Annotated in this window: 20 protein-coding genes; 16 read left to right on the top strand and 4 right to left on the bottom strand. The window is 70.6% G+C overall.

Features of this window, described 5'->3' with window-relative positions; all coding sequences use genetic code 11:
• Nucleotides 1-12 precede the first annotated feature (12 nt).
• The 5 genes from ASG59_RS04690 to ASG59_RS04670 all read left to right on the top strand — a co-directional run bounded on the left by ASG59_RS04690 (nt 13) and on the right by ASG59_RS04670 (nt 6,179).
• A complete protein-coding gene (locus ASG59_RS04690) occupies nt 13-1,050 on the top strand; it encodes an alpha/beta hydrolase (RefSeq protein ID WP_056407272.1) in 1,038 nt (345 codons plus the stop codon).
• 141 nt (nt 1,051-1,191) lie between these two features.
• Nucleotides 1,192-2,592, top strand: coding sequence for a sulfatase-like hydrolase/transferase (locus tag ASG59_RS04685; RefSeq protein WP_056407238.1), 1,401 nt, complete (start codon nt 1,192-1,194; stop codon nt 2,590-2,592).
• A gap of 238 nt (nt 2,593-2,830) precedes the next feature.
• Complete coding sequence (locus ASG59_RS04680; protein ID WP_200938196.1) at nt 2,831-3,784, top strand: acetyl-CoA carboxylase carboxyltransferase subunit alpha; 954 nt, start codon at nt 2,831-2,833, stop codon at nt 3,782-3,784.
• A 5-nt stretch (nt 3,785-3,789) separates the two neighbouring features.
• Complete coding sequence (locus ASG59_RS04675; RefSeq protein WP_056407235.1) at nt 3,790-4,479, top strand: DUF1796 family putative cysteine peptidase; 690 nt, start codon at nt 3,790-3,792, stop codon at nt 4,477-4,479.
• Between the two features lie 212 nt (nt 4,480-4,691).
• Nucleotides 4,692-6,179, top strand: a complete 1,488-nt coding sequence (locus ASG59_RS04670; protein ID WP_056407233.1) for a murein L,D-transpeptidase family protein — start codon at nt 4,692-4,694, stop codon at nt 6,177-6,179.
• A 14-nt stretch (nt 6,180-6,193) separates the two neighbouring features.
• Here the strand turns inward: ASG59_RS04670 and ASG59_RS04665 are convergent, their stop codons facing one another.
• The gene (locus ASG59_RS04665; RefSeq protein ID WP_056407270.1) at nt 6,194-6,823 is read right to left on the bottom strand and encodes a TlpA disulfide reductase family protein; all 630 of its coding nucleotides are present in this window, start codon (nt 6,821-6,823) and stop codon (nt 6,194-6,196) included.
• Between the two features lie 42 nt (nt 6,824-6,865).
• On the opposite strand from ASG59_RS04665, the gene argH reads away from it, so the two are divergent.
• The 6 genes from argH to ASG59_RS04635 all read left to right on the top strand — a co-directional run bounded on the left by argH (nt 6,866) and on the right by ASG59_RS04635 (nt 12,782).
• Complete coding sequence (gene argH, locus ASG59_RS04660; RefSeq protein ID WP_056407231.1) at nt 6,866-8,257, top strand: argininosuccinate lyase; 1,392 nt, start codon at nt 6,866-6,868, stop codon at nt 8,255-8,257.
• 99 nt (nt 8,258-8,356) lie between these two features.
• Nucleotides 8,357-9,367 (top strand): NAD-dependent epimerase, encoded by a 1,011-nt coding sequence (locus tag ASG59_RS04655; RefSeq protein ID WP_055887043.1) that lies wholly within the window; start codon nt 8,357-8,359, stop codon nt 9,365-9,367.
• 181 nt (nt 9,368-9,548) lie between these two features.
• A complete protein-coding gene (locus ASG59_RS04650; RefSeq protein ID WP_056407230.1) occupies nt 9,549-9,875 on the top strand; it encodes a hypothetical protein in 327 nt (108 codons plus the stop codon).
• Between the two features lie 156 nt (nt 9,876-10,031).
• Nucleotides 10,032-10,736 (top strand): hypothetical protein, encoded by a 705-nt coding sequence (locus ASG59_RS04645; RefSeq protein ID WP_055887037.1) that lies wholly within the window; start codon nt 10,032-10,034, stop codon nt 10,734-10,736.
• Between the two features lie 373 nt (nt 10,737-11,109).
• Nucleotides 11,110-12,393, top strand: coding sequence for an ATP-binding protein (locus ASG59_RS04640; protein ID WP_056407227.1), 1,284 nt, complete (start codon nt 11,110-11,112; stop codon nt 12,391-12,393).
• Nucleotides 12,394-12,404: 11 nt separating this feature from the next.
• On the top strand, nt 12,405-12,782 hold the full coding sequence (locus tag ASG59_RS04635) for a response regulator (protein WP_055887031.1): 378 nt from the start codon (nt 12,405-12,407) through the stop codon (nt 12,780-12,782).
• Nucleotides 12,783-13,020: 238 nt separating this feature from the next.
• Here the strand turns inward: ASG59_RS04635 and secA are convergent, their stop codons facing one another.
• The gene (gene secA, locus ASG59_RS04630; RefSeq protein ID WP_055887028.1) at nt 13,021-15,888 is read right to left on the bottom strand and encodes a preprotein translocase subunit SecA; all 2,868 of its coding nucleotides are present in this window, start codon (nt 15,886-15,888) and stop codon (nt 13,021-13,023) included.
• 200 nt (nt 15,889-16,088) lie between these two features.
• Nucleotides 16,089-16,412 (bottom strand): hypothetical protein, encoded by a 324-nt coding sequence (locus tag ASG59_RS04625; RefSeq protein WP_056407225.1) that lies wholly within the window; start codon nt 16,410-16,412, stop codon nt 16,089-16,091.
• 267 nt (nt 16,413-16,679) lie between these two features.
• Here ASG59_RS04625 and ASG59_RS04620 point away from each other — a divergent pair, with 267 nt between their 5' ends.
• The 3 genes from ASG59_RS04620 (at nt 16,680) to ASG59_RS20275 (ending at nt 18,411) form a co-directional block, all read left to right on the top strand.
• Entirely contained in the window at nt 16,680-17,558 is an 879-nt protein-coding gene (locus ASG59_RS04620) for a peptidylprolyl isomerase (protein WP_055887022.1), read from the top strand.
• Nucleotides 17,559-17,881: 323 nt separating this feature from the next.
• Nucleotides 17,882-18,199 carry a hypothetical protein gene (locus ASG59_RS04615; protein WP_056407224.1) on the top strand — a complete coding sequence of 106 codons (318 nt, stop codon included), beginning with the start codon at nt 17,882-17,884 and terminating at the stop codon, nt 18,197-18,199.
• Entirely contained in the window at nt 18,196-18,411 is a 216-nt protein-coding gene (locus ASG59_RS20275; protein ID WP_156399106.1) for a hypothetical protein, read from the top strand. The genes ASG59_RS04615 and ASG59_RS20275 overlap by 4 nt, the downstream gene beginning before the upstream one ends.
• A 121-nt stretch (nt 18,412-18,532) precedes the next feature.
• On the opposite strand, the gene ASG59_RS04610 is transcribed toward ASG59_RS20275, so the two are convergent.
• Nucleotides 18,533-21,193: a heparinase II/III family protein gene (locus tag ASG59_RS04610; protein ID WP_056407222.1), complete on the bottom strand. Its 2,661-nt coding sequence runs from the start codon at nt 21,191-21,193 to the stop codon at nt 18,533-18,535.
• A 212-nt stretch (nt 21,194-21,405) separates the two neighbouring features.
• Between ASG59_RS04610 and flgB the strand changes: the two genes are divergently transcribed.
• Entirely contained in the window at nt 21,406-21,795 is a 390-nt protein-coding gene (gene flgB, locus ASG59_RS04605; RefSeq protein ID WP_056407220.1) for a flagellar basal body rod protein FlgB, read from the top strand.
• Entirely contained in the window at nt 21,795-22,211 is a 417-nt protein-coding gene (gene flgC, locus ASG59_RS04600) for a flagellar basal body rod protein FlgC (RefSeq protein WP_055887010.1), read from the top strand. Before flgB ends, flgC begins: the two co-directional genes overlap by 1 nt.
• Nucleotides 22,212-22,218 lie beyond the last annotated feature (7 nt).

The following is a 22,218-nucleotide window of genomic DNA, read 5'->3' as shown; positions in this document are numbered from 1 at the left end:
CCGGAGTTCCCCATGGCTTTCCCCAAACGCGGCCCTGCCGTGTCCTCGGCGCTGACCGGCTCGGCCCTGGGCCTGGCGCTCGTGCTCGGCCTCGCGCCGCTTCCCGTCCGGGCCGACGAGGCTCCCCTCGGGATCGGGATCGAGGGCTTCGCCTATCCCTATCCGGTACGCTTCCTCGACCTGATGCGCGACGGGGAGCGCCAGCGCCTCGCCTACATGGACGTGCCGGCCTCGGGCACCCCCAACGGCCGCACCGCGCTCCTGCTGCACGGACGCAACTTCCCGTCGAGCTACTGGGAGCCGGTGATCGCCGCCCTGAGCGCCGGTGGCTACCGTGTGGTGGCGCCCGACCAGCTCGGCTTCGGCAAGTCCTCGAAGCCGGTGGCGCCCTTCGGCTTCGACACCATGGCGGCCGAGACGGTGGCGCTGCTCGATGCCCTCGGCCTGGCCCGCGTCGACGTGGTCGCCCATTCGATGGGCGGCATGCTCGCGGTCCGGCTCGCCCGCAACGCGCCGGCGCGGGTCAATGCCCTGGTCCTCGAAGCCCCGATCGGCCTGGAGGACTACCGGTTCTTCGTGCCGCCGGTCTCCAACGACACCCTGCTGCGGATCGAGACCGACGCCACCGCCGAGGCCTACCGCCGCCAGCTGATGACGAACTACGCCCTGTCGCTGCCCGCCTCCGCCATCGAGCCGTTCGTCGCGTTGCGCGAGCGGGTGAAGGGCTCGGGCGAGTATCCGCGCTGGGTGCAGTCCTTCGTGAACTCCTACCAGATCATCTGGGGCCAGCCGGTGGTGCACGAGATCCCCCTCGTCACCGCCCCGACCCTGTTCGTGATGGGCGAGAACGACCGCAACGCGCCGGGCAAGCCCTTCGCCCCGCCCGCCCTGAAGGACCGGATGGGCGACAACGCGGCCCATGCGAAGGCACTGGCGGCAAAAATGCCCGACGGCCGCGCCGAGGTGCTGCCCGGCATCGGCCACCTCGTCCACATGGAGGCGACGGCCCGCTTCAACGACCTGATGCTGACGTTCCTCGACGGACACTGACCGGCGAGTGCCGGAGAATCTCATTCTTCTCGCCCTGCGTGCCGTTTCGCTCCTGCGTTTACGGGATCGATACGGAGTCGATGCACTTATCGGTTGCACGGGAAGGCTGTCGATGTCGCATCCCGGACGATGGGGAGTGGCATGATGGCAGCGTCGGTGGGGGTGCCAGGGCCGGCAACGTACCGGGCGCCATGGTGGTCACGCCTGCCGTCGCCGGGCACGCTCCGGATCGGACCGACGCTGTGGCTGCTGGCCGCCGGCCTGATCCTCCCCAACGCCCTCGCGCTCGGCGCCGAACTCGCCTTCGGGCTCCCGTGCCGGACGCTGTCGATCACGGCCTACGCCATTCTCGCCCTCACTTGCGGACGTTGGCCGAGGGCACTCGTGGTCGCCCTGTTTCCCCTCCTCCTCCTGTTCGATCTCGCCATGACCATCCCGCGGATGTTCTTCATCGAGATCGGGGCGATGGGGCGCAACCTCGGCCTGCTGGCGCAGGTCGATCTGCTGGCGTCACCATTCTACATCGCCTTGCTGGCCGGCCTTTGCGTCCACCTCGCCGTCAACCTCGCGGTCCTGGCCTCGTGCGGTCGGCGGATGGCCGCGGGCAACCGGTCGCTCCTGCTCGCGGCGGCCCTCGCGCTGGGCGTGGCCGACCTGAGCGACGACGGCATGCTCGCCCAGGCGGTGGGTCCGCTCGCAAGCATCGGCCAGCCGTTCGAATCGGCGGTGATCGCCTCGGGCTTCGACACCCTCGCAAGCCCGGCGGTGCCCGGTCGCAACGTCCTCCTCGTCGTCGTCGAGAGCCTCGGCGTGCTGCGCGATGCCCGGGCTCGCGCCATCCTGTTCTCCGCCTTCGAGGCGCCGGATCTGGTCCAGCGATTCGACGTCACCCGCGGCACGACGACCTTCTTCGGGGCGACCTCCCACGGCGAGATCCGCGAACTCTGCCGCACGCGCACCGCTTACGGCGACATCGCGGCGAGCGGGGAAACCACCGCCTGCCTGCCCAACCGGATGGCCGCGCACGGCTACAGCACCCTGGCGCTGCATGGCTTCAGCCGGATGTTCTACGACCGTGCCGCCTGGTATCCGCAGGTCGGGTTCGCCCGCAGCGCCTTCGGCGAGACCCTCACCGGCATCGCGCCGCGCCGGTGCGGCAGCGCCTTCTCGGGGCCCTGCGACGTCGATATCGCGCAGACGATCGGCCGGACGATGGCGGAGGCCCGCGACCCCCTCTTCGTCTACTGGCTGACCCTGAACTCCCACGTGCCGGTCAAGCCCGGCCAGGCGACGCGGCGCCACGATTGCAACGACGGTGGCGGCCCGTTCGGAGATCCGGAGGTCTGCGCCATGGCCGAGATCTGGCAGGACCTGTTCGCGGCGGTGACCCGCCTGGCCGTGGCCAACCCGCGGACCGAGATTCTTCTCGTGGGAGATCATGCCCCGCCCCTGTGGCGGCGCGCGGCGCGCAGTCGGTTCGAGGCGGACCGCGTGCCCTGGCTGCGCCTGTCGCCACGGGCCGGCATCCTGGTCGCCCGGTAGGATGCGGTCGGGCCGGTGGCCCAGGAAAAAGGGGGCGGGTCGGCGATCGCAAGGACCCCTCGCTGTTGACAGCCGAGGCGGCTTCGCCAACACCCCCGGGCCGGGCGCCGGCCGTTCTCGGCCCGGCGGCCACGGCACCGTTCGCCTGGGCGGGCCGGCCGTGCCCGGGCGACGAGCATGGCCCGGGGCGACCCATCCGGCCGCGGCGACCAACATGGACCCCCGATCGATGACGGTGATGCGCTCCTACCTCGATTTCGAGAAGCCGGTGGCCGAACTCGAGGCGAAGGTCGAGGAATTGCGGACGGTGGCCGCCCGCGACGGCGCCGTCTCCATCGCCGACGAGGTCGGGCGCCTGGAGGCCAAGGCCGCGGCCGCGCTCTCGGACATCTACGCCGCCCTCACGCCCTGGCAGAAGACGCAGGTCGCCCGTCATCCGCAGCGCCCGCATTTCGTCGATTACTGCGCCGGGCTGATCGCCGAGTTCACGCCGCTCTCGGGCGACCGCACCTTCGGCGAGGACGCCGCGGTGGTGGCCGGGTTCGGGCGCTTCCAGGGGCGCTCGGTGTGCGTCATCGGCCAGGAGAAGGGGGCGACCACCGAGGCGCGCCTGCGCCACAATTTCGGGATGGCGCGGCCGGAGGGCTACCGCAAGGCGGTGCGCCTGATGGAACTCGCCGACCGCTTCGGACTGCCGGTGCTCGCCTTCATCGACACCGCGGGCGCCTTCCCCGGCATCGAGGCGGAGGAGCGCGGCCAGGCCGAGGCCATCGCCCGCTCGACCCAGGCCTGCCTGGCGCTCGGCGTCCCCAACGTCGCCCTCGTCATCGGCGAGGGCGGCTCGGGCGGCGCCATCGCGCTTGCCACCGCCAACCGCGTCCTGATGATGGAGCACGCGATCTACGGGGTGATCTCGCCCGAGGGCGCCGCCTCGATCCTGTGGCGCGACCAGGGCCGGGCCAGCGACGCGGCCACCGCCATGAAGATCACCGCGCAGGACCTCCTGCGGCTGGGCATCATCGACCGGATCGTGCCCGAGGCGACCGGGGGCGCCCACCGCGGCCGCGAGGCGGCCATCGCGGCGGCCGGCGAGGCGATCGCGGCCTCCCTCGCCGAATTCGACGGCCTCTCGCCGGACGAGGTCCGCGACCGGCGCGCAGCGAAGTTCCTCGACATCGGGCGCAAGCTCTAGCGCCGATGCGCCTGTCCCTCGGCTCTCTCCTGAGGCGCCGGACCGAGCGCGCGCCCGATACCCGCGAGCCGGGCGCCCTCAACCACGTCTCGCTGGGCAGCCACTGCCACATGGCCCAGATCCTCAAGGACAGCGGCCTCAGGACCTGGTCAGGCCCGTTCGACTGGATCTTCTCCGTGCCGGGCATGGTGCGAGACTGCCTCTCGGACGACTTCGCGCTGCTCCTCGACCGGCGCCAGCACGAGACCACGCGGCCCGAGGAGCGGCCCAAGCCCGGCGAGTTCCTGGGCCGGCACCGCATCTACTGCCAGCGCCACCGGATCCCGTTCGTGTTCAACCACCACGACCCGGCCGGCAACGACGTGGACTACGCCTTCCTCGAGCGCGGCGTCGAACGCCTGCGTCGTGCCCTCGACACCCCGGGCACCGAGAACCGATTCTACCTGATGACCGCGATGCCGGTGCGGGAGGCGGCCCTGATGCAGCTCTGCGACCTTTTGGCGCGGCGTGCGTCCCGGAACCATCTCACGCTTCTCGAAGTCGCGCCCGGCCAGGCCGCGGCGGCCGTGGAGCGGGTCGAGCAGCCGCGTGCCGACCTGACCCGGCTTCGGGTCGCAACCCGCTCGGTTTCCACCGGCATCCGCTTTCGCGACCCGGCCGACGACGTCTTCGTCGCGAACCTCCTGCGCGGCTGAATCCGGTCGTGGGGCCCCGACGTATTCGGGTTCCCGCGATCCAGTATCTCCCCCCGACAATCCCGGAATTCACACCCCGGCGCGGTCGCGGGGCCTGCGGCCATGTCGCTCGCCTTGCGGTAAAGAACGGGTAAGTTTAACGACGCTATGGGTTTGGGGAGTATTGGGCGCGAGGGTGACATCCCGCGCACGACGGCAAGACGGGGTTCCCCATGGCTTTTCGTCCCTTCGCGGCGGCATGCATCACAGCTCTGACGATCTCGCTGGGCGCCTGCCAGGACGGCGGGCTCGGCGGTGTCGCCTCGACGCGTCACCTCGCCCCGGTGCCGCCGAAGACCCTCGCGCTGATGGCGCAGAAGGGCATGAGCCAGAACGACCCGATCCTGATCCGCGCCTTCAAGAAGGAAGCGGAGATGGAGGTCTGGAAACGCGACGGCCGCGGCCGCTACGCGCTCCTGAAGACCTTCCCGATCTGCCGCTGGTCGGGCCAGCTCGGCCCCAAGACCAAGCAGGGCGACCGTCAGGCGCCGGAGGGCTTCTACACGGTGACCCCGGGGCAGATGAACCCGAATTCCTCGTACTACCTCTCCTTCGACACCGGCTATCCGAACGCCTACGACCGGGCGCAGGGCCGCACCGGCAACTACATCATGGTCCACGGCACCTGCTCGTCGGCGGGCTGCTTTGCCATGACCGACGAGTCGATGGGCGAGCTCTACGCCCTCGCGCGCGACTCCTTCGCCGGCGGCCAGCGCGCGTTCCAGTTCCAGTCCTATCCGTTCCGGATGACGGCCCAGAACGTCGCCAAGTACCGCAACGACCCCAACACCCCGTTCTGGAAGAACCTCAAGGAGGGCTCGGACTATTTCGAGGCCCTGGGCGAGGAGCCGCGGGTGGCGGTGTGCGGCTCGCGCTACGTCTTCGGCGGTGCCGACGTGGCGGCGGGCTCCTGCACGCCCAAGGTCGAGACCCTGGTCGCCGAGAAGCGCGAGCGCGACAACCAGGCCGTGGCCGAGCTGATCGCCAAGGGCACCCCGGCGACGCGGGTGGTCTACGAGGACGGCGGCCAGAACCCGGTGTTCCGGGCGCCGGCCACCACCACCGCCTTCGCCAGCCTCGGCAAGTCCGAGGAGCCCGAACTCCCCTACGACGCCAAGGACTTCGCCCGCCGCCATCTCGGCGAGGTGAGCCGGCCCGATGCCCTGGCCGCCGCCGGTCGCGAGATCGAGGTCGACGCCAAGGGCCGTCCGGTGATGGTCGCCGCCGCCGAACCGGCGATCCCGACCAAGGCCGCCGCCGCGGCCCTCACCGCCAAATCCGTCGCCGACAAGGCGGGGGCCGATCGCAAGGGCGCCACCCGCATGGCCGCGCCCGAGCCGGCCAAGGCGCCGGAGCCGGTCAAGCCGGCCCGGGTGATGGTGGCCGATGCCGATGGCGACCCGAGCGCCTACCAGAAGCTGCTGGGTGGGCTGCTGAAGTCCGGCCCCACCGCGCCGGCGACGCCGGCTACCGATGCGGCCACCATTCCCGCCGTGGTCGCCGCCGCGCCGGTGACGCCCGCCAAGCCCGTGCGGACGGCCGCCGCCGCCGTCAAGCCGGCACCGAATCCGGCGACCGTGGCCAAACCCGCCAAGGGCGATGGCAAGGCGGAGCCGAAGCCCGCCGCCCACAACGTTGCGTCACCCGCCGGCAGGAACTGAACGCGACGCCGCGGTCACGGCCGCCCGATCGCCGCCCCGATCAGGCGCTTGGCATCCTCGCTCGCCCAGTCGGCCGGGCCCTTCATGATGCCGAGCGTGCAGCCGCCCGCATCCACCAGGATCGTGGTCGGCAGGCCCAGCGTGCCCGTCTCCTTCTGGAGCACGGGCAGCACGCGCCCCGTCGGGTCGGCGTAATAGGCGAGAGCCCGGATGCCGTTCTCCTTCAGCCAGAGCGGCGGCGTTTCGAGGTTGCGCGTGTCGAGGTTGATGGCGACGACGTGGAAGTCCTTCGCGTCGAAGGCCGCCTGCAGGCGGTCGAGGGCCGGCATCTCCGCCTTGCAGGGGGCGCACCACGTCGCCCACAGGTTGACCAGGAGCGTGCGCCCGCCCATTCCCGACAGGGTGACGTCCCTGCCCTCCGGGTCCTTGAACGGGAAGGCCGGCGCCGGGCGCGGCGTCTCCAGCACCTGGAGGGCGGCGACTTCGCCCCGTGCCAGCGGCGCGAGGCGCGCGGAGGTCTTGGCGGCGCCCGCGCAGGCGCCGGTGTTGCCGCCCGTCGTCCCGGTCCCGTATAGGGCGAGGCCGGCGGCGAGCGCCGCGACGAGCCCGATGCCGGCGGCGAACGCCGCTGTGGTGCGAGGCATCATCGTTGCGTGCCCGCGGCAGATGGAAGGATCGATGACGACATGAGCAACCGGATGTGGGGCGGGCGGTTCGCGAGCGGACCGGCCGAGATCATGGAGGAGATCAACGCCTCCATCGGATTCGACAAGCGCCTCGCACCCCAGGACATCCGCGGCTCGCTGGCGCATGTGGCGATGCTGGGGCAAGCCGGCATCCTGCCGGCCGACGATGTGACCGCGATCGAGGCCGGGCTCAAGGCCGTGGCCGCGGAAATCGAGGAGGGCCGCTTCGCGTTCCGCCGGGAGCTCGAGGACATCCACATGGCGGTCGAGAGCCGCCTGACCGAGATCGTCGGCCCGGCCGCCGGGCGCCTGCACACCGCCCGCTCGCGCAACGACCAGGTCGCCACCGACATGAAGCTGTGGGTGCGCGACACCCTCGAGGGCCTCGACGCCCAGGCCGCCGGTCTGCAGAAGGCGCTCGCGCAAAAGGCGCTGGCGCATGCCGCCACGGTGATGCCGGGCTTCACCCACCTGCAATCGGCCCAGCCCGTCACCTTCGGCCACCATTGCCTGGCCTATGTCGAGATGCTGGCGCGCGACCGTGGCCGGTTCCAGGACGCGCGCCGCCGCCTCAACGAATGCCCGCTGGGTGCCGCCGCACTGGCCGGCACGTCGTTCCCGATCGACCGCCACGCCACGGCCGCCGCGCTCGGCTTCGACCGGCCGACCGCGAACTCCCTCGATTCGGTGGCCGACCGGGACTTCGCGCTGGAGTCGCTCTCGGCCGCCGCCATCTGCGCCGTCCACCTCTCGCGCTTCGCCGAGGAACTGGTGGTGTGGACCTCGGCCCAGTTCGACTTCGTGCGCCTGTCGGACGGCTACACCACCGGCTCGTCGATCATGCCGCAGAAGCGCAATCCGGACGCGGCCGAACTGGTGCGGGCCAAGTCCGGGCGGGTGATCGGCGCGCTCACCGGCCTGCTCATCGTGATGAAGGGCCTGCCGCTCGCCTATTCGAAGGACATGCAGGAGGACAAGGAGGGCACCTTCGATGCGCTCCAGGCCCTGTCCCTGTGTCTGGCCGCCATGACCGGCATGGTGCGCGACCTCGAGCCCAACGCGGAGGTGCTCGCCCGCGCCGCCGGCTCCGGCTACGCCACCGCCACGGATCTGGCCGACTGGCTGGTGCGCGAGCTCGGGCTGCCGTTCCGGGAGGCGCACCACGTCACCGGGCGCCTCGTCGGCGTCGCCGCGGCCAGGGGCGTCGGCCTGGAGGCGTTGTCGCTCGCGGACCTGCAGGAGGCGGAGCCGCGCATCGGCGAGGCCGTCTATGCGGTTCTGGGGGTCGAGAATTCGGTGGCGAGCCGGACCAGCTACGGCGGCACCGCCCCCGACAACGTGCGTGCCCAGGCCACGCGCTGGCTCGCGGCGCTGGACGTGCCTGCGGCGTGATGCGCAAGCGCGGTCGACGGACCCGCGCTACCTCGGTCGCTCGGGTGCCGCGGGCTGTTTTTTTGCGGATCCCGCTCACGTCGCGATAGGAGTTGAGCGATGGACACGGTGCTGGTCACGGGCGTTGCCGGCTTCATCGGGCTCCACGTCGCCGAACGGTATTTGGCCGCGGGGCGGCCGGTCGTCGGCATCGACAACCTCAACGATTACTACGATGTCTCCCTCAAGGAAGCGCGGCTGGCACGGCTCGCGGCCGACCCGAATTTCCGGTTCGTCCGGATGGACATCGCCGACCACGCGGCGGTCGATGCGCTGTTTTCCGAGCACCGTTTTCGGCTGGTCGTCCACCTTGCCGCCCAGGCGGGGGTGCGATACTCGCTGAAGAACCCGCGCGCCTACGCCCACAGCAACGTCGACGGCTTCCTCAACATCCTCGAAGGGTGCCGGCATCACGGCTGCGAACACCTCGTCTACGCCTCGTCGAGCTCGGTCTACGGCAAGCTCACCAAGATGCCGTTCTCGGTGCACGACAACGTCGACCATCCCGTCAGCCTGTACGCCGCCACCAAGAAGGCCAACGAGCTCTTCGCCCATTCCTACAGCCACCTCTACGGCCTGCCCACGACGGGCCTGCGGTTCTTCACCGTCTACGGCCCTTGGTATCGGCCGGACATGGCCCTGTTCATCTTCACCAAGGCCATCCTGGCGGGCGAACCGATCACCGTGTTCAACAACGGCGCGATGCAGCGTGACTTCACCTACATCGACGACGTCGCGGAAGGCGTGCTGCGGGTGGGCGAGGCCGTCCCGTCCGGGAATGCGGCCTGGACCGGCATGGCTCCCGACCCCGCCAGCAGCAGCGCGCCCTATCGCATCTACAACATCGGCAACAACCGGCCGGTGGCGCTGCTGCGGCTGATCGAGGTGCTGGAGACGTGCCTGGGCCGCAAGGCGGTCCGCCAGCTGCTGCCGATGCAGGCGGGCGACGTTCCCGCGACCTATGCCGACATCGACGCCTTGACCGAGGCCGTGGGCTTTCGCCCCTCGACCCCGATCGAGGTCGGCGTCGAGCGCTTCGTGCGATGGTACCGGGATTACTACGGGGTCTGACGGCAAGGGCGCGGCCCCGTTCCGGCCCGCCGGCGGGGAAGAGGCCCACACAACCGATCCCGACGTTCCCGCGCAATCGGCGTGAAACTTGTTTGTGGTCTCACGGGTTGTAAGCGTGGCCGTTCACGGCCCAGCCAGATTTGCCCCGTTAGATCACCGCCAGCGTTTCGGAGATCGCTTGATGCCCGTCGAAAGTTGGACTCGGCCGGACGACGTGCCCGCCCTGGCGGCGCAGGCCAAAACGTACATCGACGCGGCCCTTGCGCGCCTCGACGAGGCCGAGCGGCAGGCGTTCTGGGCCTCGATCGTGAAGTGCTACAACACGCCCTACAACGACCCCGAGCCCCGTACCCTCGTTCGCCCGGCCCCGGCCCCGGCCCCGGTCCCGGTCCGCATCGTGCTGGCGGACGAGACGCCCGATGGCGAAGGCCCGGTCGAGGCCGCGGACCTCGCCCATCTCGCCGCGATCCCGGCCGCCCCGGGCCCTGTCGACCATCACGTCCGCTGACCGGCGACGCCCGCGGCTGAAGGGGGTGATGTCCTGCGCCGCGCCGGCCGATGCTTGCCGAAAAAGGCGTGACGGTTAAAACGGGGCCTCCGGCCGGGCGATGCGGCGGGAGCGGCCACGGCGGCCGCCTCGAGGCCCACAGGACCCAAGAAGCCCATGTCGCGTGTCGTCGCCCGCAGTCTCGTTCTCGGAACCTCGGCCCTCGTCCTCCTGTCGGTGCCGATCGCCGGGCCGGTCGGTCCCGGACCGGCCCTCGCCCAGCAGCAGGCTCCCGCCGCCGTCGAGGAGACCGAGGCGCCACCCTCGCGCAAGCGCGGCCGCCGCGGCCGCGAGGCCTCCCGCGAGGCGACACGGACGGCGCCGGGCATGCAGCAGGCCACCCCCGTCGCCATCTTCGGGGACTGGAACGTGTTCGCCTCCGGCCAGGGCAAGACCCGCGTGTGCTACGCCATCGCCCAGCCGCAGACGCGCACGCCCAAGACCCTCAAGCGCGATTCCGCCTATCTCTTCGTCACGGTTCGCAAGGGCGAGAACATCCAGAACGAGGTCGCCGTGATGCTCGGCTTCCCCGCCAAGCCCGCCGCCAGCCAGGCCAAGCCGGCCGCAGCCGCGGCACCGGCGATCTCCGCCTCCGGCGATCCCGCCCTGGCCCTCGGTGCCGTCCGCTACGGCCTCGTGGTCAAGGATGGGAACGCCTGGCTGCAGAACCCCGCCGAGGAGGCGCGGGTCGTGGCCGAAATGTCCCGGACGCCCAAGGTCGTCGTCAAGGCGACGTCGATGAAGGGCAACCCGACCAGCGACGAATACGCTCTGGCGGGTTTCGGCGACGCGATGAAGCGGACCCGCGAGGAGTGCCGCTGAGGGCGCCACGGCCCTGAACGGGGAGGGCGGGCGCCGCCGGCCTTCTTCCACAGGTTTTGCCGGCCCGATCCGCACATCACGGTTCCGCGATGACGGCGAATTCTCCCGTGACGACTATGCCGTCCCGCCGTTCGCGTGGACTATCGTCTTCGTCATCGATTGGCGGGAGGGTTCCGACCGCGTCTCTGGGATGTGTCGGAGCGGTCGAAGATTACCGAAAGTTGCTTTGGGCGCAACTTGTCATATGATGTGAATTGATGTCAGCATGTTTGTGGGAGCATTTGAGGATGGGGTATGCCAACCGCATCCGTCTTTCCTTCGCCAAACGCTGAACAGGTCGCCAAGCTAACCTGATCCGAGACCGAGACTCGCCATGTTGGATTTTCTCGGGACCTTCTTCGATCGGAGCACCCTCGCTCCGCATGGGATCTGCCTGCTGTGGCGTCCCGAACTGATCTGGACGCATGTCGTCTCAGACCTCGTGATCGGGCTGGCGTACTTCTCGATCCCCGTGGCGCTCGGGGTGTTCGTGACGCAACGGCGCGACATCGCCTTCGGCTGGATGTTCTGGGCCTTCGCGCTCTTCATCCTGGCGTGCGGCACCACGCATTTCTTCGCGATCTGGACCCTGTGGGTGCCCGACTACGGTGCCGAGGCGCTGGTGAAGGCGGCGACGGCGGTCGTCTCCGTCGGTACCGCGGCGGCGCTGTGGCCGCTCCTGCCCAAGGCCCTGGCGCTGCCCTCGCCCGAGACGCTGCGGCAGGCCAACGCCGATCTGCGGGCCCGCATCGCCGAGCGTGACGCGGCCCTGGCGGCCCTGCGCCAGGCCAATGCCGAGCGCGACCGGGCCGAGGAGATGCTGCGCCAGACCCAGAAGATGGAGGCGATCGGCGAATTGACCGGCGGCGTCGCCCACGACTTCAACAACCTCCTCGGCATCGTCATCGCCAACCTCGACCGTATCGCCCAGGTCGTCCCCCGGGACGCGAAGGCCGACCACGCCATCGCCGATGCGATGACGGGGGCCGAGCGTGCGGCGAACCTGGTGCAGAAGATGCTCGCCTTCGCCCGCCGCCAGCCGCTCCACCCGACCGTGATCGACGCCAACCGCCTGATCGGCGATCTCTCGGAACTGGTCCGCGGCGCCCTCCACGCCATCGCCCAGCCGCGGCTGGAACTGGCCGAGGGCCTCTGGGCCGTGAACGCCGACACCAACCAGCTGGAGAGCGTCCTCCTCAACCTCGCCGTCAACGCCCGGGACGCGATGCAGCCGGGCGGCGTGCTCACGATCCGCACACGCAACCTGCCGGCGGCCACGGCGGCCGCTCACGCCGGGCTCCAGCCGCGCGACTACGTCTGCATCGAGGTGGTGGATACCGGCTCTGGCATGTCGCGGGAGGTGGCCGAGCGGGCCTTCGAGCCGTTCTTCACGACGAAGGCGGTGGGCCAGGGCACCGGTCTCGGCCTCAGCCAGGTGTTCGGCTTCGTGAAGCAGTCCGATGGGCATGCCGAGATCGAAAGCCGCATCGGCAGCGGCACCGTGGTACGTCTCTACCTGCCGCGTCACGATCCCTCGCGGCTACCCGAACCGCGTCTGCTCCCCGCCGCGTCCGAGCGGTCCGGCCCGTCCGCCTTCTCCATGCCGAAGTTTGCCTGAGGTCTTCATCGATGAGCGAGACATCCACACACCGGGTGCTGATGGTCGAGGACGAATCGCTGCTCTTGGAAGTGATCACGGCGGATCTCGAGGATGCGGGCTTCACCGTCACCAGTGCGGCCAATGCGGAGAACGCCATCACCCTCCTGCGCGAGGGTTTGGCCGTCGACCTGCTGTTCACGGACATCCGGCTGCCGGGGGCGATGGACGGATGGCAGCTCGCCGAGGCGGCTCGCCGCCTGCGGCCCGGTCTTCCCGTGATCTACGCCACAGGCTTCACGACGACGCCGCCGCGCCTGATCGAAGGCAGCATGTTCTTCACCAAGCCCTACCGGGCCTCCGCCATCATCCGTGCGATCCGAACCCTGGCCGAGGGCACCGCCGCCTGAGGCGGAGACCGCCTTACCCCGGGTCCTCCGCGCACCCCGTTGCCGGATCGCGGACGGTGTCCGCCGCGCGCGGCATGCCTTTGCGATCGCCTACGACGACTACCCGGGGCGGAGCCGCGAGCGGCAGCACGACGCTGGCGGCTGTTGACGCCGTAAACGACGAGAACCCAGCGTCATTCCTCACGCCCAGGTCCGGCTCGATGCCGGACCCCTCCGTCGACCGCGCGCCCGAACGACGTCAGACTGAAAAACGGCCGTGGCAGTGCTTGTACTTCTTGCCCGACCCGCACGGGCAGGGCTCGTTGCGCCCGACGCGGCCCCAGGTCTCCGTGTCGTCCGGGTTGCGCTCCAGCACCGCGGTGTCGCCGGCCTCGGCGCCGGCCACCATGGTGGCGCGGGCGGCACCGGCATAATCCATCTCGTTCTCGCCGGTGACGGGATCGAGGTGCTGGGCGAACATCGGCGGCAGGGCCGGCGAGGCGAAGGGATCGGGGGCCTGATCCTGCTGCTCGTACATGATCTCGATGCGCGAGAGCTGTTGGGTCACCTGCTCGCGCAGGGAGGCGACGAGGCCGTTGAACAGCTCGAACGCCTCCGATTTGTACTCGTTGAGCGGATCGCGCTGGGCGACACCGCGCCAACCCACCACCTGGCGCAGGTGGTCGAGGGTGACGAGATGCTCGCGCCAGAGGTGGTCGAGGGTCTGGAGCAGCACCTGCTTCTCGACGTAGGTCATCAGCTCGGGCGTGTTCTTCTCGACGCGGCCGGCATAGGCGTCGTCGGCGGCGGTGCGCAGGCGCTCGCGCATCTCCTCGTCGGCGATGCCCTCTTCCTTGGCCCAGTCCTCCACCGGCACGTCGAGGTTGAGGACGGTGGTGACCCGCTCGCGCAGCCCCTCCACGTCCCACTGCTCGGCGTAGGCGTTCTCGGGGATGTGGACGCTCACGAGGTCGTCGATGACGCCGTGACGCATCTCGTCGACGGTGTCGCGCACGCTCTCCTGGCCCATGAAATCGCGGCGCTGCTCGAACACGACCTTGCGCTGGTCGTTCATGACGTTGTCGTACTTGAGCACGTTCTTGCGCATGTCGAAGTTGCGCGCCTCGACCTTCTGCTGCGCCTTCTCGATGGCCTTATTGATCCAGGGGTGGATGATCGCCTCGCCGGGCTCGAGCCCCAGGCGCGTCAGCATCCCGTCCATGCGGTCGGACCCAAAGATCCGCATCAGGTCGTCCTGGAGCGAGAGGTAGAACTTCGAGCGGCCCGGATCGCCCTGGCGGCCGGAACGCCCGCGCAGCTGGTTGTCGATGCGGCGCGACTCGTGGCGCTCGGTGCCGATGATGTAGAGCCCGCCGGGTAGAGCCTTCTTGCGGCCGGCCTCCGGATCGGCCGGCTCGCCCGAGGCCAGCACCTTGGCGCGGTACGCCTCGATCTCGGCCTTGATCGCGGCGATGCGGGCCTCGCGCTCGGGCCCCTCAGGCACGTCGGCGAGCTCCTTGCCGATGCGCATCTCGAGGTTGCCGCCGAGTTTGATGTCGGTGCCGCGCCCGGCCATGTTGGTGGCGATGGTGATGGCGCCCGGCACGCCGGCCTCGGCCACGATGTAGGCCTCCTGCTCGTGGAAACGGGCGTTGAGGACCGCGAAAGTCTTGGTGACCTTGCCCTCGCGGGCGGCCTTGTAGACGTCGGTCAGCGCGTTCAGGTCCGAATAGTCCAGGGCTTTGAAGCCGGCCTTGCGCAGGAGGTCGGCCAGATGCTCCGACTTCTCGATGGAGCCGGTGCCCACCAGGATCGGCTGGTGGCGGGCGTGCGCCTTCTCGATCTCGGCGATGATGCCGGCGTATTTCTCGTCCACCGTCCGGTAGACCTCGTCGTCCTCGTCGACGCGCTCGACCTCCTTGTTGGTCGGGATGTCGACGACCTCGAGCTTGTAGATCTCGGCGAACTCGTCCGCTTCCGTCGAGGCGGTGCCGGTCATGCCCGCGAGCTTGGAGTAGAGGCGGAAGTAGTTCTGGAAGGTGATCGAGGCGAGCGTCTGGTTCTCGGGCTGGATGGTGACCCGCTCCTTGGCCTCCAGGGCCTGGTGCAGCCCCTCCGAGTAGCGCCGGCCCTGCATCATGCGGCCCGTGAACTCGTCGATGATCACCACCTCGTCGTTCTTGACGATGTAGTCCTTGTCGAGGGTGAACAGGGTGTGGGCGCGCAGAGCCTGGTTGACGTGGTGGACCAGGGTGACGTTGTGCGCGTCGTAGAGGTCGCCCTCCTTCAGGAGGTCGGCGCCGCGCAGCAGTTCCTCGATGAACTCGTTGCCGCTCTCGGTGAGCGAGACCGTGCGCTGCTTCTCGTCGAGGTCGTAGTGCTCGCGCTCGAGGTGGGGCATCAGCGCGTCCACCGAGACATAGAGGTCGGAGCGGTCGTCGACGGGGCCGGAGATGATGAGCGGCGTGCGCGCCTCGTCGATCAGGATCGAATCGACCTCGTCGACGATCGCGAAGTTGTGGCCGCGCTGCGCGAGCTGGCTCAGCTCGTACTTCATGTTGTCGCGCAGGTAGTCGAAGCCGAACTCGTTGTTGGTGCCGTAGGTGATGTCGCAAGCGTAGGCCGCCTTGCGCTGCTCGTCGTCGAGGCCGTGCACGATGGTGCCGACGGTGAGGCCGAGGAACCGGTAGACCCGGCCCATCCACTCGGCGTCGCGCGAGGCGAGGTAGTCGTTGACGGTGACGACGTGGACGCCGAGCCCCGAGAGGGCGTTGAGGTAGACCGGCAGCGTGGCGACCAGGGTCTTGCCCTCGCCGGTCTTCATCTCGGCGATGCCGCTCTCGTGCAGCACCATGCCGCCGATCATCTGCACGTCGAAGTGCCGCTGGCCGAGGACGCGCTTGGCGCCCTCGCGCACGGTGGCGAAGGCGGGCACGAGGATGTCGTCGAGGCTCTTGCCCGCGGCGATCTCGGCCTTCAGCATCTCGGTGCGGGCGCGCAGCTGATCGTCCGACAGGGCCGCGATCTGCGGCTCGAGGGCGTTGATCTCGGCCACACGGGGACGATAGCCCTTGACGCGCCTGTCGTTGGACGAGCCGAAAATCTTCTTAGCGAGGGCGCCGAGCATCGTGAACCTGCGGTCGATCGAAAGTGTCTGAACGGTCTGTTGGGCCGGGCTTATAGAGGTAATTATCGGCCTGCGCATCAGACAAGGGTTGACGCCCCCGCGGCCCGATCACGGGCAGAAGAGGACGGGCCATGCCAAAGGCGCCCGGCGGACGCTTGGTTCCGCGCAGGCGCCCGATCGCAGGGGCGGCGTTCGATCGGTCAGTTGATCTGACAGAACCCGGCGCCCTGGCCGACGAGGCGGCCGCTGGCGCAGTTCGCCGCCACCACCCCCGTCGAGGCCGGCTGGATCGCTTGGACGGGGGCGCGCACCGGCAGGATCGGCCGCAGGAAGGCCGTCTGCGGCTCCACCGGCATGCCGGCCGTCGCCGTGCGCCGCGCGGAGGCGTCGTGGGTCCGGGCCGGGGTCGCGTAGACGATGCCGCCACCCCCGCGGCCACCGCCGCCGCGCCCGCCGCGGGCCTCGGCCTCCTGGACGGAGGCGAACGCCAGGGCGAGGGCACCGATCACGACGGCGTGGCGCATCCGATTGTCCTCCGGGTCGAGGCTGAGACGGCGCCATCCTACGGCGAGGCCCTTAAGGCCGAGTGGATGCAACCGTTCGTATTCGACGCTTTCCGTGCGATCGGGCGGAGGTGCTGCAGTCCCCTCGGGCTTGCCATCGGGCCCGGCCCGCGCCACGTGTGTCGGCGTGAAACGCCGCGGCCGTCACGCCGCAAACCGCCACGCCTTCCGCGCCCCATCCGGCCACGAGAGCCGGCCCGCGGCGGCGCTTCCAAGGACGCATCCCCCATGATCAAGCCCTCCCGTCTCTGGCTCGCGAGCGCCCTCGCGCTCGGCGCGGCCCTGCCCGCCGGTGCCCAGACGCCCCCGGCCGCCACGCCCGCCCCCGCGGCGGCGCCGGTGGCGCCCGAGACCGTGGTGGCCAAGGTCAACGGCGCGCCCATCACCGCCGGCGACCTCGCCGTGGCCAGCGACGACCCGGCCCTGTCGCTGCCCGGCGTCGACGAGGACCAGAAGAAGAACCTGCTCGTGGACTACATGGTCGACCTGAAGGTCGGCGCCCAGGCGGCGAACGCGGCCAAGATCGGCGAGACCGCCGACTTCCAGCGCAAGCTCGCCTACTTCAAGGACAAGCTCCTGCTCGACGAATACCTGGAGCGCGAGGCCAAGAAGGCCGCCACCCCGGAGGCCGCCAAAGCCCTCTACGAGCAGACCGTGAAGGCGATGAAGCCCGAGGAGGAGGTCCACGCCCGCCATATCCTGGTGGACAACGAGGCCGAGGCCAAGGCGATCGCCGCGCGGATCAAGGGCGGCGAGGAGTTCGCCAAGGTGGCCGGCGAGGCCTCGAAGGACCCCGGTTCCAAGACCGAGGGCGGCGATCTCGGCTGGTTCACGAAGGAGCGCATGGTCGCCCCCTTCGCCGAGGCCGCGTTCAAGATGAAGGCCGGCGAAGTCTCCGACCCGATCAAGACCCAGTTCGGCTGGCACGTGATCAAGGTCGAGGAGAAGCGCGTGAAGCCGGTGCCGACCTTCGCCGAGATGAAGGATCAGGTCGACCAGTACATCACCCGCAAGGCGCAGCAGGACCTGATCCTGAAGCTGCGCGAGGGCGCCAAGATCGAGCGCACCGACGCCGCCCCGGCCGCCGCGCCCGAGCCCAAGAAGTAGCGCGACGTCCGCCTGTCCCCTCTCCCCGCCGGCGGGGAGAGGGCGAGCCGCGCTCGGCCGAATCGCGGTCCCGGGTACCCCCGTGTCACCGCGCGGATCGACCGCGACGAACCGATCCTGACGCCGCGCCCGATCCGGCTGACGACGGCCCGATCGTGCGAGCCCGCACACGGATGCGATGTCCTTCGGCTCCGCTGGCTGGCCGGCGGCGAAATCAATATCCACATGTAACGAACAGCACATCCACAGGTGTGGTGGGGGCCTAACCCAGTCGTCGTTCGGAGTCGGCCGGTGCCGCTTCGACGTTTCGAGGAGGTCCCATCATGACGCGCCTTTCAAACATCGGATTTGCCGCCTTCGCCCTGACCGGCGTCGGCCTCGTGTCCCCGGCGGTCGCGGCGCCGCTCGCCGTGCCCGCCTCGCCGGCGGCGACGCTGGTCGACACGGTCGCCTACGGCTGCGGCCCCGGCTGGATCCCCAACCGCTTCGGCGACTGCCGCCCGATGTATCGCCGCTACGGCTACGGCTACGGCTACGGCCGGCCCTATCGCGGTGACGACGGCTATGGCGGCCGCGGCCATTACGGCGTCCGTCCCGTCTTCCACGTCGGCCCCTTCGGCGCCGGGATCTCCTTCCGTTGAGCGAGCCCGCCGCCGGCCTCGCGCCCGCTGCGGGCCGTGAGGCCGGCGGCGCCTGCCCAGAGCATCCCTCACGATCGACGACGGAGGCCGAGATGAACGAGTTCGACGGCGACACCCCATCCGAGTTCGACCACTGGAAGAACACCGCCCTGGCCTATGGCCTCATCGCCATCGGCACCTGCATCGTGATCTACGGCATCGTCGGCCAGTGATACGGTTTCCGCTTGGATAAAGCGGGAACCGTATCACCAAGCCCGCGCGGCATCTGAGCGAAGCCGAAATCCGCATTGCAAAGCAATCAGACGGATTTTGTACGACGGGCGGCGAAGGCCCTCAGGACTCGGGTCCGGCCAGGATCGGGGCGAGGGCACGGCCGGCGAGCAGGGTGGCCAGACGCCCCTCGGCCACGGTGTCGGAGGCGATCATCATGCCACCGCAGACCCGGTCCGTCCCGGACAGGGCGTAGCGCAGCATGCTGGAGGGGGTGAGCGCACCCGCGGCCTGCGAAACGAATCCCTGCATCGTCCCGGCCCGGTCGTTGCGGCCGTTGACGATGGCGAGCCCCGCCGCGCGTCCCGCCTGGACGATCGGCGTGAAGGCCAGCCGCGAGCGCCCGTGCTGCGCCATCGCCCGGCGCGGCGAGACGATGGCGGCCAGGATGTCGGGCCCCAGGTGCAGCCAACCTTCCATCGCGATCGGCCCGCCCCGCGTCGCGAAGCGATCGAGGACGACGAGCCCGCTGAGGTCGTGCAGCGCCACCACGAGGCGGGCATGAGCGTAGGTGGAGCCGTGGACGCCGGTGCCGATCTCGTAGGCGGTGGCGCCGTCGAGGGCGGTCACGCCCGCGAGCCAGGCCTCGCCCGCCATCGGTTCGCGCCCGTCGGGAGCGGCCACGTTGTGGCCCTGCGCGCTCACGAGGTGGTGGCGCACCGCCCCCGTCTCCACGAGGCTCGACCCGCCCGCCTCGACGATCCAGCGCACGCCCTCCGTCGCGTAGACGAAGGAGGTGGCGTCGCGATGCCCGGACCCGTTGGCCGCGTAGGTGCAGGCGAGGTGGCCCCAAAGCCGTCCCGGGGCGTCCTGGCGCAGGACGATGACGCCGCCCGACGGGGCGGCCGGCTCCGGGGGCGGTGGCGGCGGGCCGCGCCGGCGGTCGGCCACCAAGTCCGTCTCCAGCGCTCTGCGGCCGCGCAGGCGTCCGATCCAGGCGGCGTGGTCCACCCCGTGGGGCGTGTCCCCGAACGGCGGCAGCCGTCCGCCGGGATCGAGGAGGCCGGTGAGCCCGGGCATCGCCGCTTCCACCCGTCCCGCGATCGTCGCAGCGAGGGGGTGGTCCGTCAGCCCCTCGGCCAGCGCGCGTCCCAGGGTCGCGAGGTCGAGGCGCCGATGCAGGCTCGGGTCGGGGATGGACCCGTCGGGCCGGATCTGGCGCTCGATGCAGGCGGCGACGCCGCTAAGCGCCAGCCCCGTCCAATGGGCCGCCACGGGCAGGGCGGGCAGGGCACGGGCGACCCCGAGGAGGGCGGCGGCGGCCTCGAGCTGCAGGAGGGAGCGCGCCAGGGCGTTCTGCCCGACGATCTCGGCGAGGGCGAACCCGTGCCGGGCGATCTCGCCGGTGAGGACGAGGGCGGCGGCCTCGCCCTCGGGCGCACGCCCGAGCAGCCTGACGAAGACCTCGGCCCGCTGGGCGAGGGCGGCCGGATGCAGGGCGAGTCCGTCGGCCGGATCGCCCCAGGGATTGCCCGCGGACCACGATAGCGCCAGCGCCAGCGCCCGCTCCGGCCCGCCCGGGGATTCGGCCATGGGCCACAGCCAGGTCAGGGCCTGGTAGGCGATGCGCCAGGGCACCGAGCGGAATGGGTCCTCGGTCCAGTCCGGTGTTTCCGGCACGGGCCAGTCGGGACAGGCGGCGAGCCGCAGCACGCCGGCCCCGGCCTTCGCCTCGCCGTCCTGCAGGGCGCGCGCCCTGGCCAGGATCGGGGGCACCGCGGCGGCCGTCCTGCGCGGAGGGCACCAGGCCGCCACCGCCGCGTCCGACAGCTCGAGGTGTTCGGCCAGCCGCGCGAGGAAGGCGGGGGCCGCGAGGAGGTCGTCGCCGCTCACGCTCTCCAGCCGCAGCCTGTCGTCGAGGGCGACCTCGGGGTCGTCGATGAGTTCGACCGGGCGCCCGTCCCCGTCCCAGGCGGCAAACCCCACCGAGACGCGGGCCGCGTCCGGCGGCGGCATGAGGTCGAGGGTGAAGCGGCGGGCCTGCTGCTGGGCCGGCAGATCGACGAAGGCGCCCAATGCCGGGAGCACGATGGTGCCGGGATAGGGCGGCGGGATCGGCGTGCCGCCCGCGTCGCGGTAGAGGATGCGTGCGTGGGCGGCGTGCTCGCCGGGGGTCGCCGCGAAGATCTGCCCGCGCAGGACCAGGGGGCGCCCCGGCACCAGGACGTGGTCGAACCATACCGGCTCAGGCCCGAGACGCCGGCGGCGGCGCGAGGGCGGTGGGGCGAGGGCGTCGCGCCGGGCCTGGCTCAGCTGCGGGCGGGTGACGACGAAGGGCCGGGTGTTGCGCCAGGAGCGGATCGTCACCGCCACCCGCGCGGCCGGGGCCGACAGCATGAAGGCGACGCGCACGAGCGCCGCGCGGGGCGCCGCCGCTTCGCCGGGGTGATAGGCCGGGCCGGCGATCCAGGTGCCGTGGGGGTCGAGTTGCGTGCGGTCGAGGCCCGGCACCTGGTCGAGGTCGAGGCTCGATCCGTCCTGCGCCTGCGGGTCGATGCCGACCAGGGCGAAATCGGGGGCGACCGCCGCGGTCTCGTCCGCGTCCCAGGCGATGCCGAACCGGACCTCGCACCACCCGTCGGGGACGAGGTCGCCGTAGGCGAGCACCACCCGCGACCAGCGGTTCTTGGTGCCGACCACGTGCTCGTCTTCGCCAGCGCCGGGGTGGGCGCCGCCGGCATAGCGGGCCGGGGAGAGAGTAGGCGAGGGGGTCGGCCCGCTCATGCGACGTCCGGCAGGGGGCGAAGGGTCATCGCGGGCTCGGGATCAAGCGGGACGGACCATCGAACGGGCAGGGGCCCGGGCCGGCCTCGGACCTGCGGTCTCCTCCCCGGCCTGTCAAGGTTGGGCGCGGCGCCGGCCTCGCCCGTCAGCTTCGGACAAGGTTGCCGCCCTACTGGTCCACATCGAAGACGATCACATCCGGAGCCAGGGCGGTGACAGGCGTTTACCTTTTCGAGATCGCCTCGCAGCAGGCCCGTCACCTCGCCGTCCGGCAGGCGACGATCGCCAGCAACGTCGCCAACGCCAACACCCCCGACTACAAGGCCCGCGACGTGGTGCCCTTCTCCGAGGTGCTCTCCCGCGCCGGCTCCATGACCGGGCTGGCGATGACGGCGAGCGCCCATGTCGCCTCCGCCGAGAGCCCGGTTCCGACGCGGCCGGTCAAGGCCGAAGCGGCCTGGGACGCCCTCGAGACCTCGAGCTCGGTCAGCCTGGAGCAGGAGATGCTCAAGGCCGGCGAGGTCAGCCGCGACCACAACCTCAACACCGGCATCGTGAAGGCGTTTCACCGCATGCTGATGTCCGCCGTGAGGGCGGGCTGATGATCGATCCGCTCTCCGCCTCCACGCGCCTGGCCAGCGCCGGCATGGAGGCGCAGTCCCTGCGCCTGCGCATCGCCGCCGAGAACGTCGCCAACGCCCAGTCCACCGGGGCGGAGCCGGGCTCGGACCCTTATGCGCGCAAGACGGTGTCGTTCCGCTCGGCCATGGACCGGGCCGCGGGCCTCGCCTCGGTGAAGCTGAACACCATCGGCACCGACAAGAGCCCGTTCCGGATCGAGCGCGATCCCGGCAACCCGGCCGCCGACGACGAGGGCAACGTCAAGATGCCCAACGTGAACATGCTCGTGGAGATGGCCGACATCCGCGAGGCCAACCGCTCCTACGAGGCCAACGTGCAGGTGATCAAGCAGGCCCGCGCCATGGTGGCCAGCGTCATCGACCTCCTGAAGTCCTGAAAGAAGA

This window comes from Methylobacterium sp. Leaf466 (assembly GCF_001425565.1).
In the GTDB taxonomy this organism is placed as follows: Bacteria; Pseudomonadota; Alphaproteobacteria; order Rhizobiales; family Beijerinckiaceae; genus Methylobacterium.
This window is presented reverse-complemented; position numbering and strand designations above follow the sequence as displayed.

Coding starts and splice junctions, on each gene's coding strand:
- ASG59_RS04690 (WP_056407272.1), top strand. CDS start 13: ATGGCTTTCCCCAAACGCGGCCCTGCCGTGTCCTCGGCGCTGACCGGC.
- ASG59_RS04685 (WP_056407238.1), top strand. CDS start 1,192: ATGATGGCAGCGTCGGTGGGGGTGCCAGGGCCGGCAACGTACCGGGCG.
- ASG59_RS04680 (WP_200938196.1), top strand. CDS start 2,831: ATGCGCTCCTACCTCGATTTCGAGAAGCCGGTGGCCGAACTCGAGGCG.
- ASG59_RS04675 (WP_056407235.1), top strand. CDS start 3,790: ATGCGCCTGTCCCTCGGCTCTCTCCTGAGGCGCCGGACCGAGCGCGCG.
- ASG59_RS04670 (WP_056407233.1), top strand. CDS start 4,692: ATGGCTTTTCGTCCCTTCGCGGCGGCATGCATCACAGCTCTGACGATC.
- ASG59_RS04665 (WP_056407270.1), bottom strand. CDS start 6,823: ATGCCTCGCACCACAGCGGCGTTCGCCGCCGGCATCGGGCTCGTCGCG.
- argH (WP_056407231.1), top strand. CDS start 6,866: ATGAGCAACCGGATGTGGGGCGGGCGGTTCGCGAGCGGACCGGCCGAG.
- ASG59_RS04655 (WP_055887043.1), top strand. CDS start 8,357: ATGGACACGGTGCTGGTCACGGGCGTTGCCGGCTTCATCGGGCTCCAC.
- ASG59_RS04650 (WP_056407230.1), top strand. CDS start 9,549: ATGCCCGTCGAAAGTTGGACTCGGCCGGACGACGTGCCCGCCCTGGCG.
- ASG59_RS04645 (WP_055887037.1), top strand. CDS start 10,032: ATGTCGCGTGTCGTCGCCCGCAGTCTCGTTCTCGGAACCTCGGCCCTC.
- ASG59_RS04640 (WP_056407227.1), top strand. CDS start 11,110: ATGTTGGATTTTCTCGGGACCTTCTTCGATCGGAGCACCCTCGCTCCG.
- ASG59_RS04635 (WP_055887031.1), top strand. CDS start 12,405: ATGAGCGAGACATCCACACACCGGGTGCTGATGGTCGAGGACGAATCG.
- secA (WP_055887028.1), bottom strand. CDS start 15,888: ATGCTCGGCGCCCTCGCTAAGAAGATTTTCGGCTCGTCCAACGACAGG.
- ASG59_RS04625 (WP_056407225.1), bottom strand. CDS start 16,412: ATGCGCCACGCCGTCGTGATCGGTGCCCTCGCCCTGGCGTTCGCCTCC.
- ASG59_RS04620 (WP_055887022.1), top strand. CDS start 16,680: ATGATCAAGCCCTCCCGTCTCTGGCTCGCGAGCGCCCTCGCGCTCGGC.
- ASG59_RS04615 (WP_056407224.1), top strand. CDS start 17,882: ATGACGCGCCTTTCAAACATCGGATTTGCCGCCTTCGCCCTGACCGGC.
- ASG59_RS04610 (WP_056407222.1), bottom strand. CDS start 21,193: ATGAGCGGGCCGACCCCCTCGCCTACTCTCTCCCCGGCCCGCTATGCC.
- flgC (WP_055887010.1), top strand. CDS start 21,795: ATGATCGATCCGCTCTCCGCCTCCACGCGCCTGGCCAGCGCCGGCATG.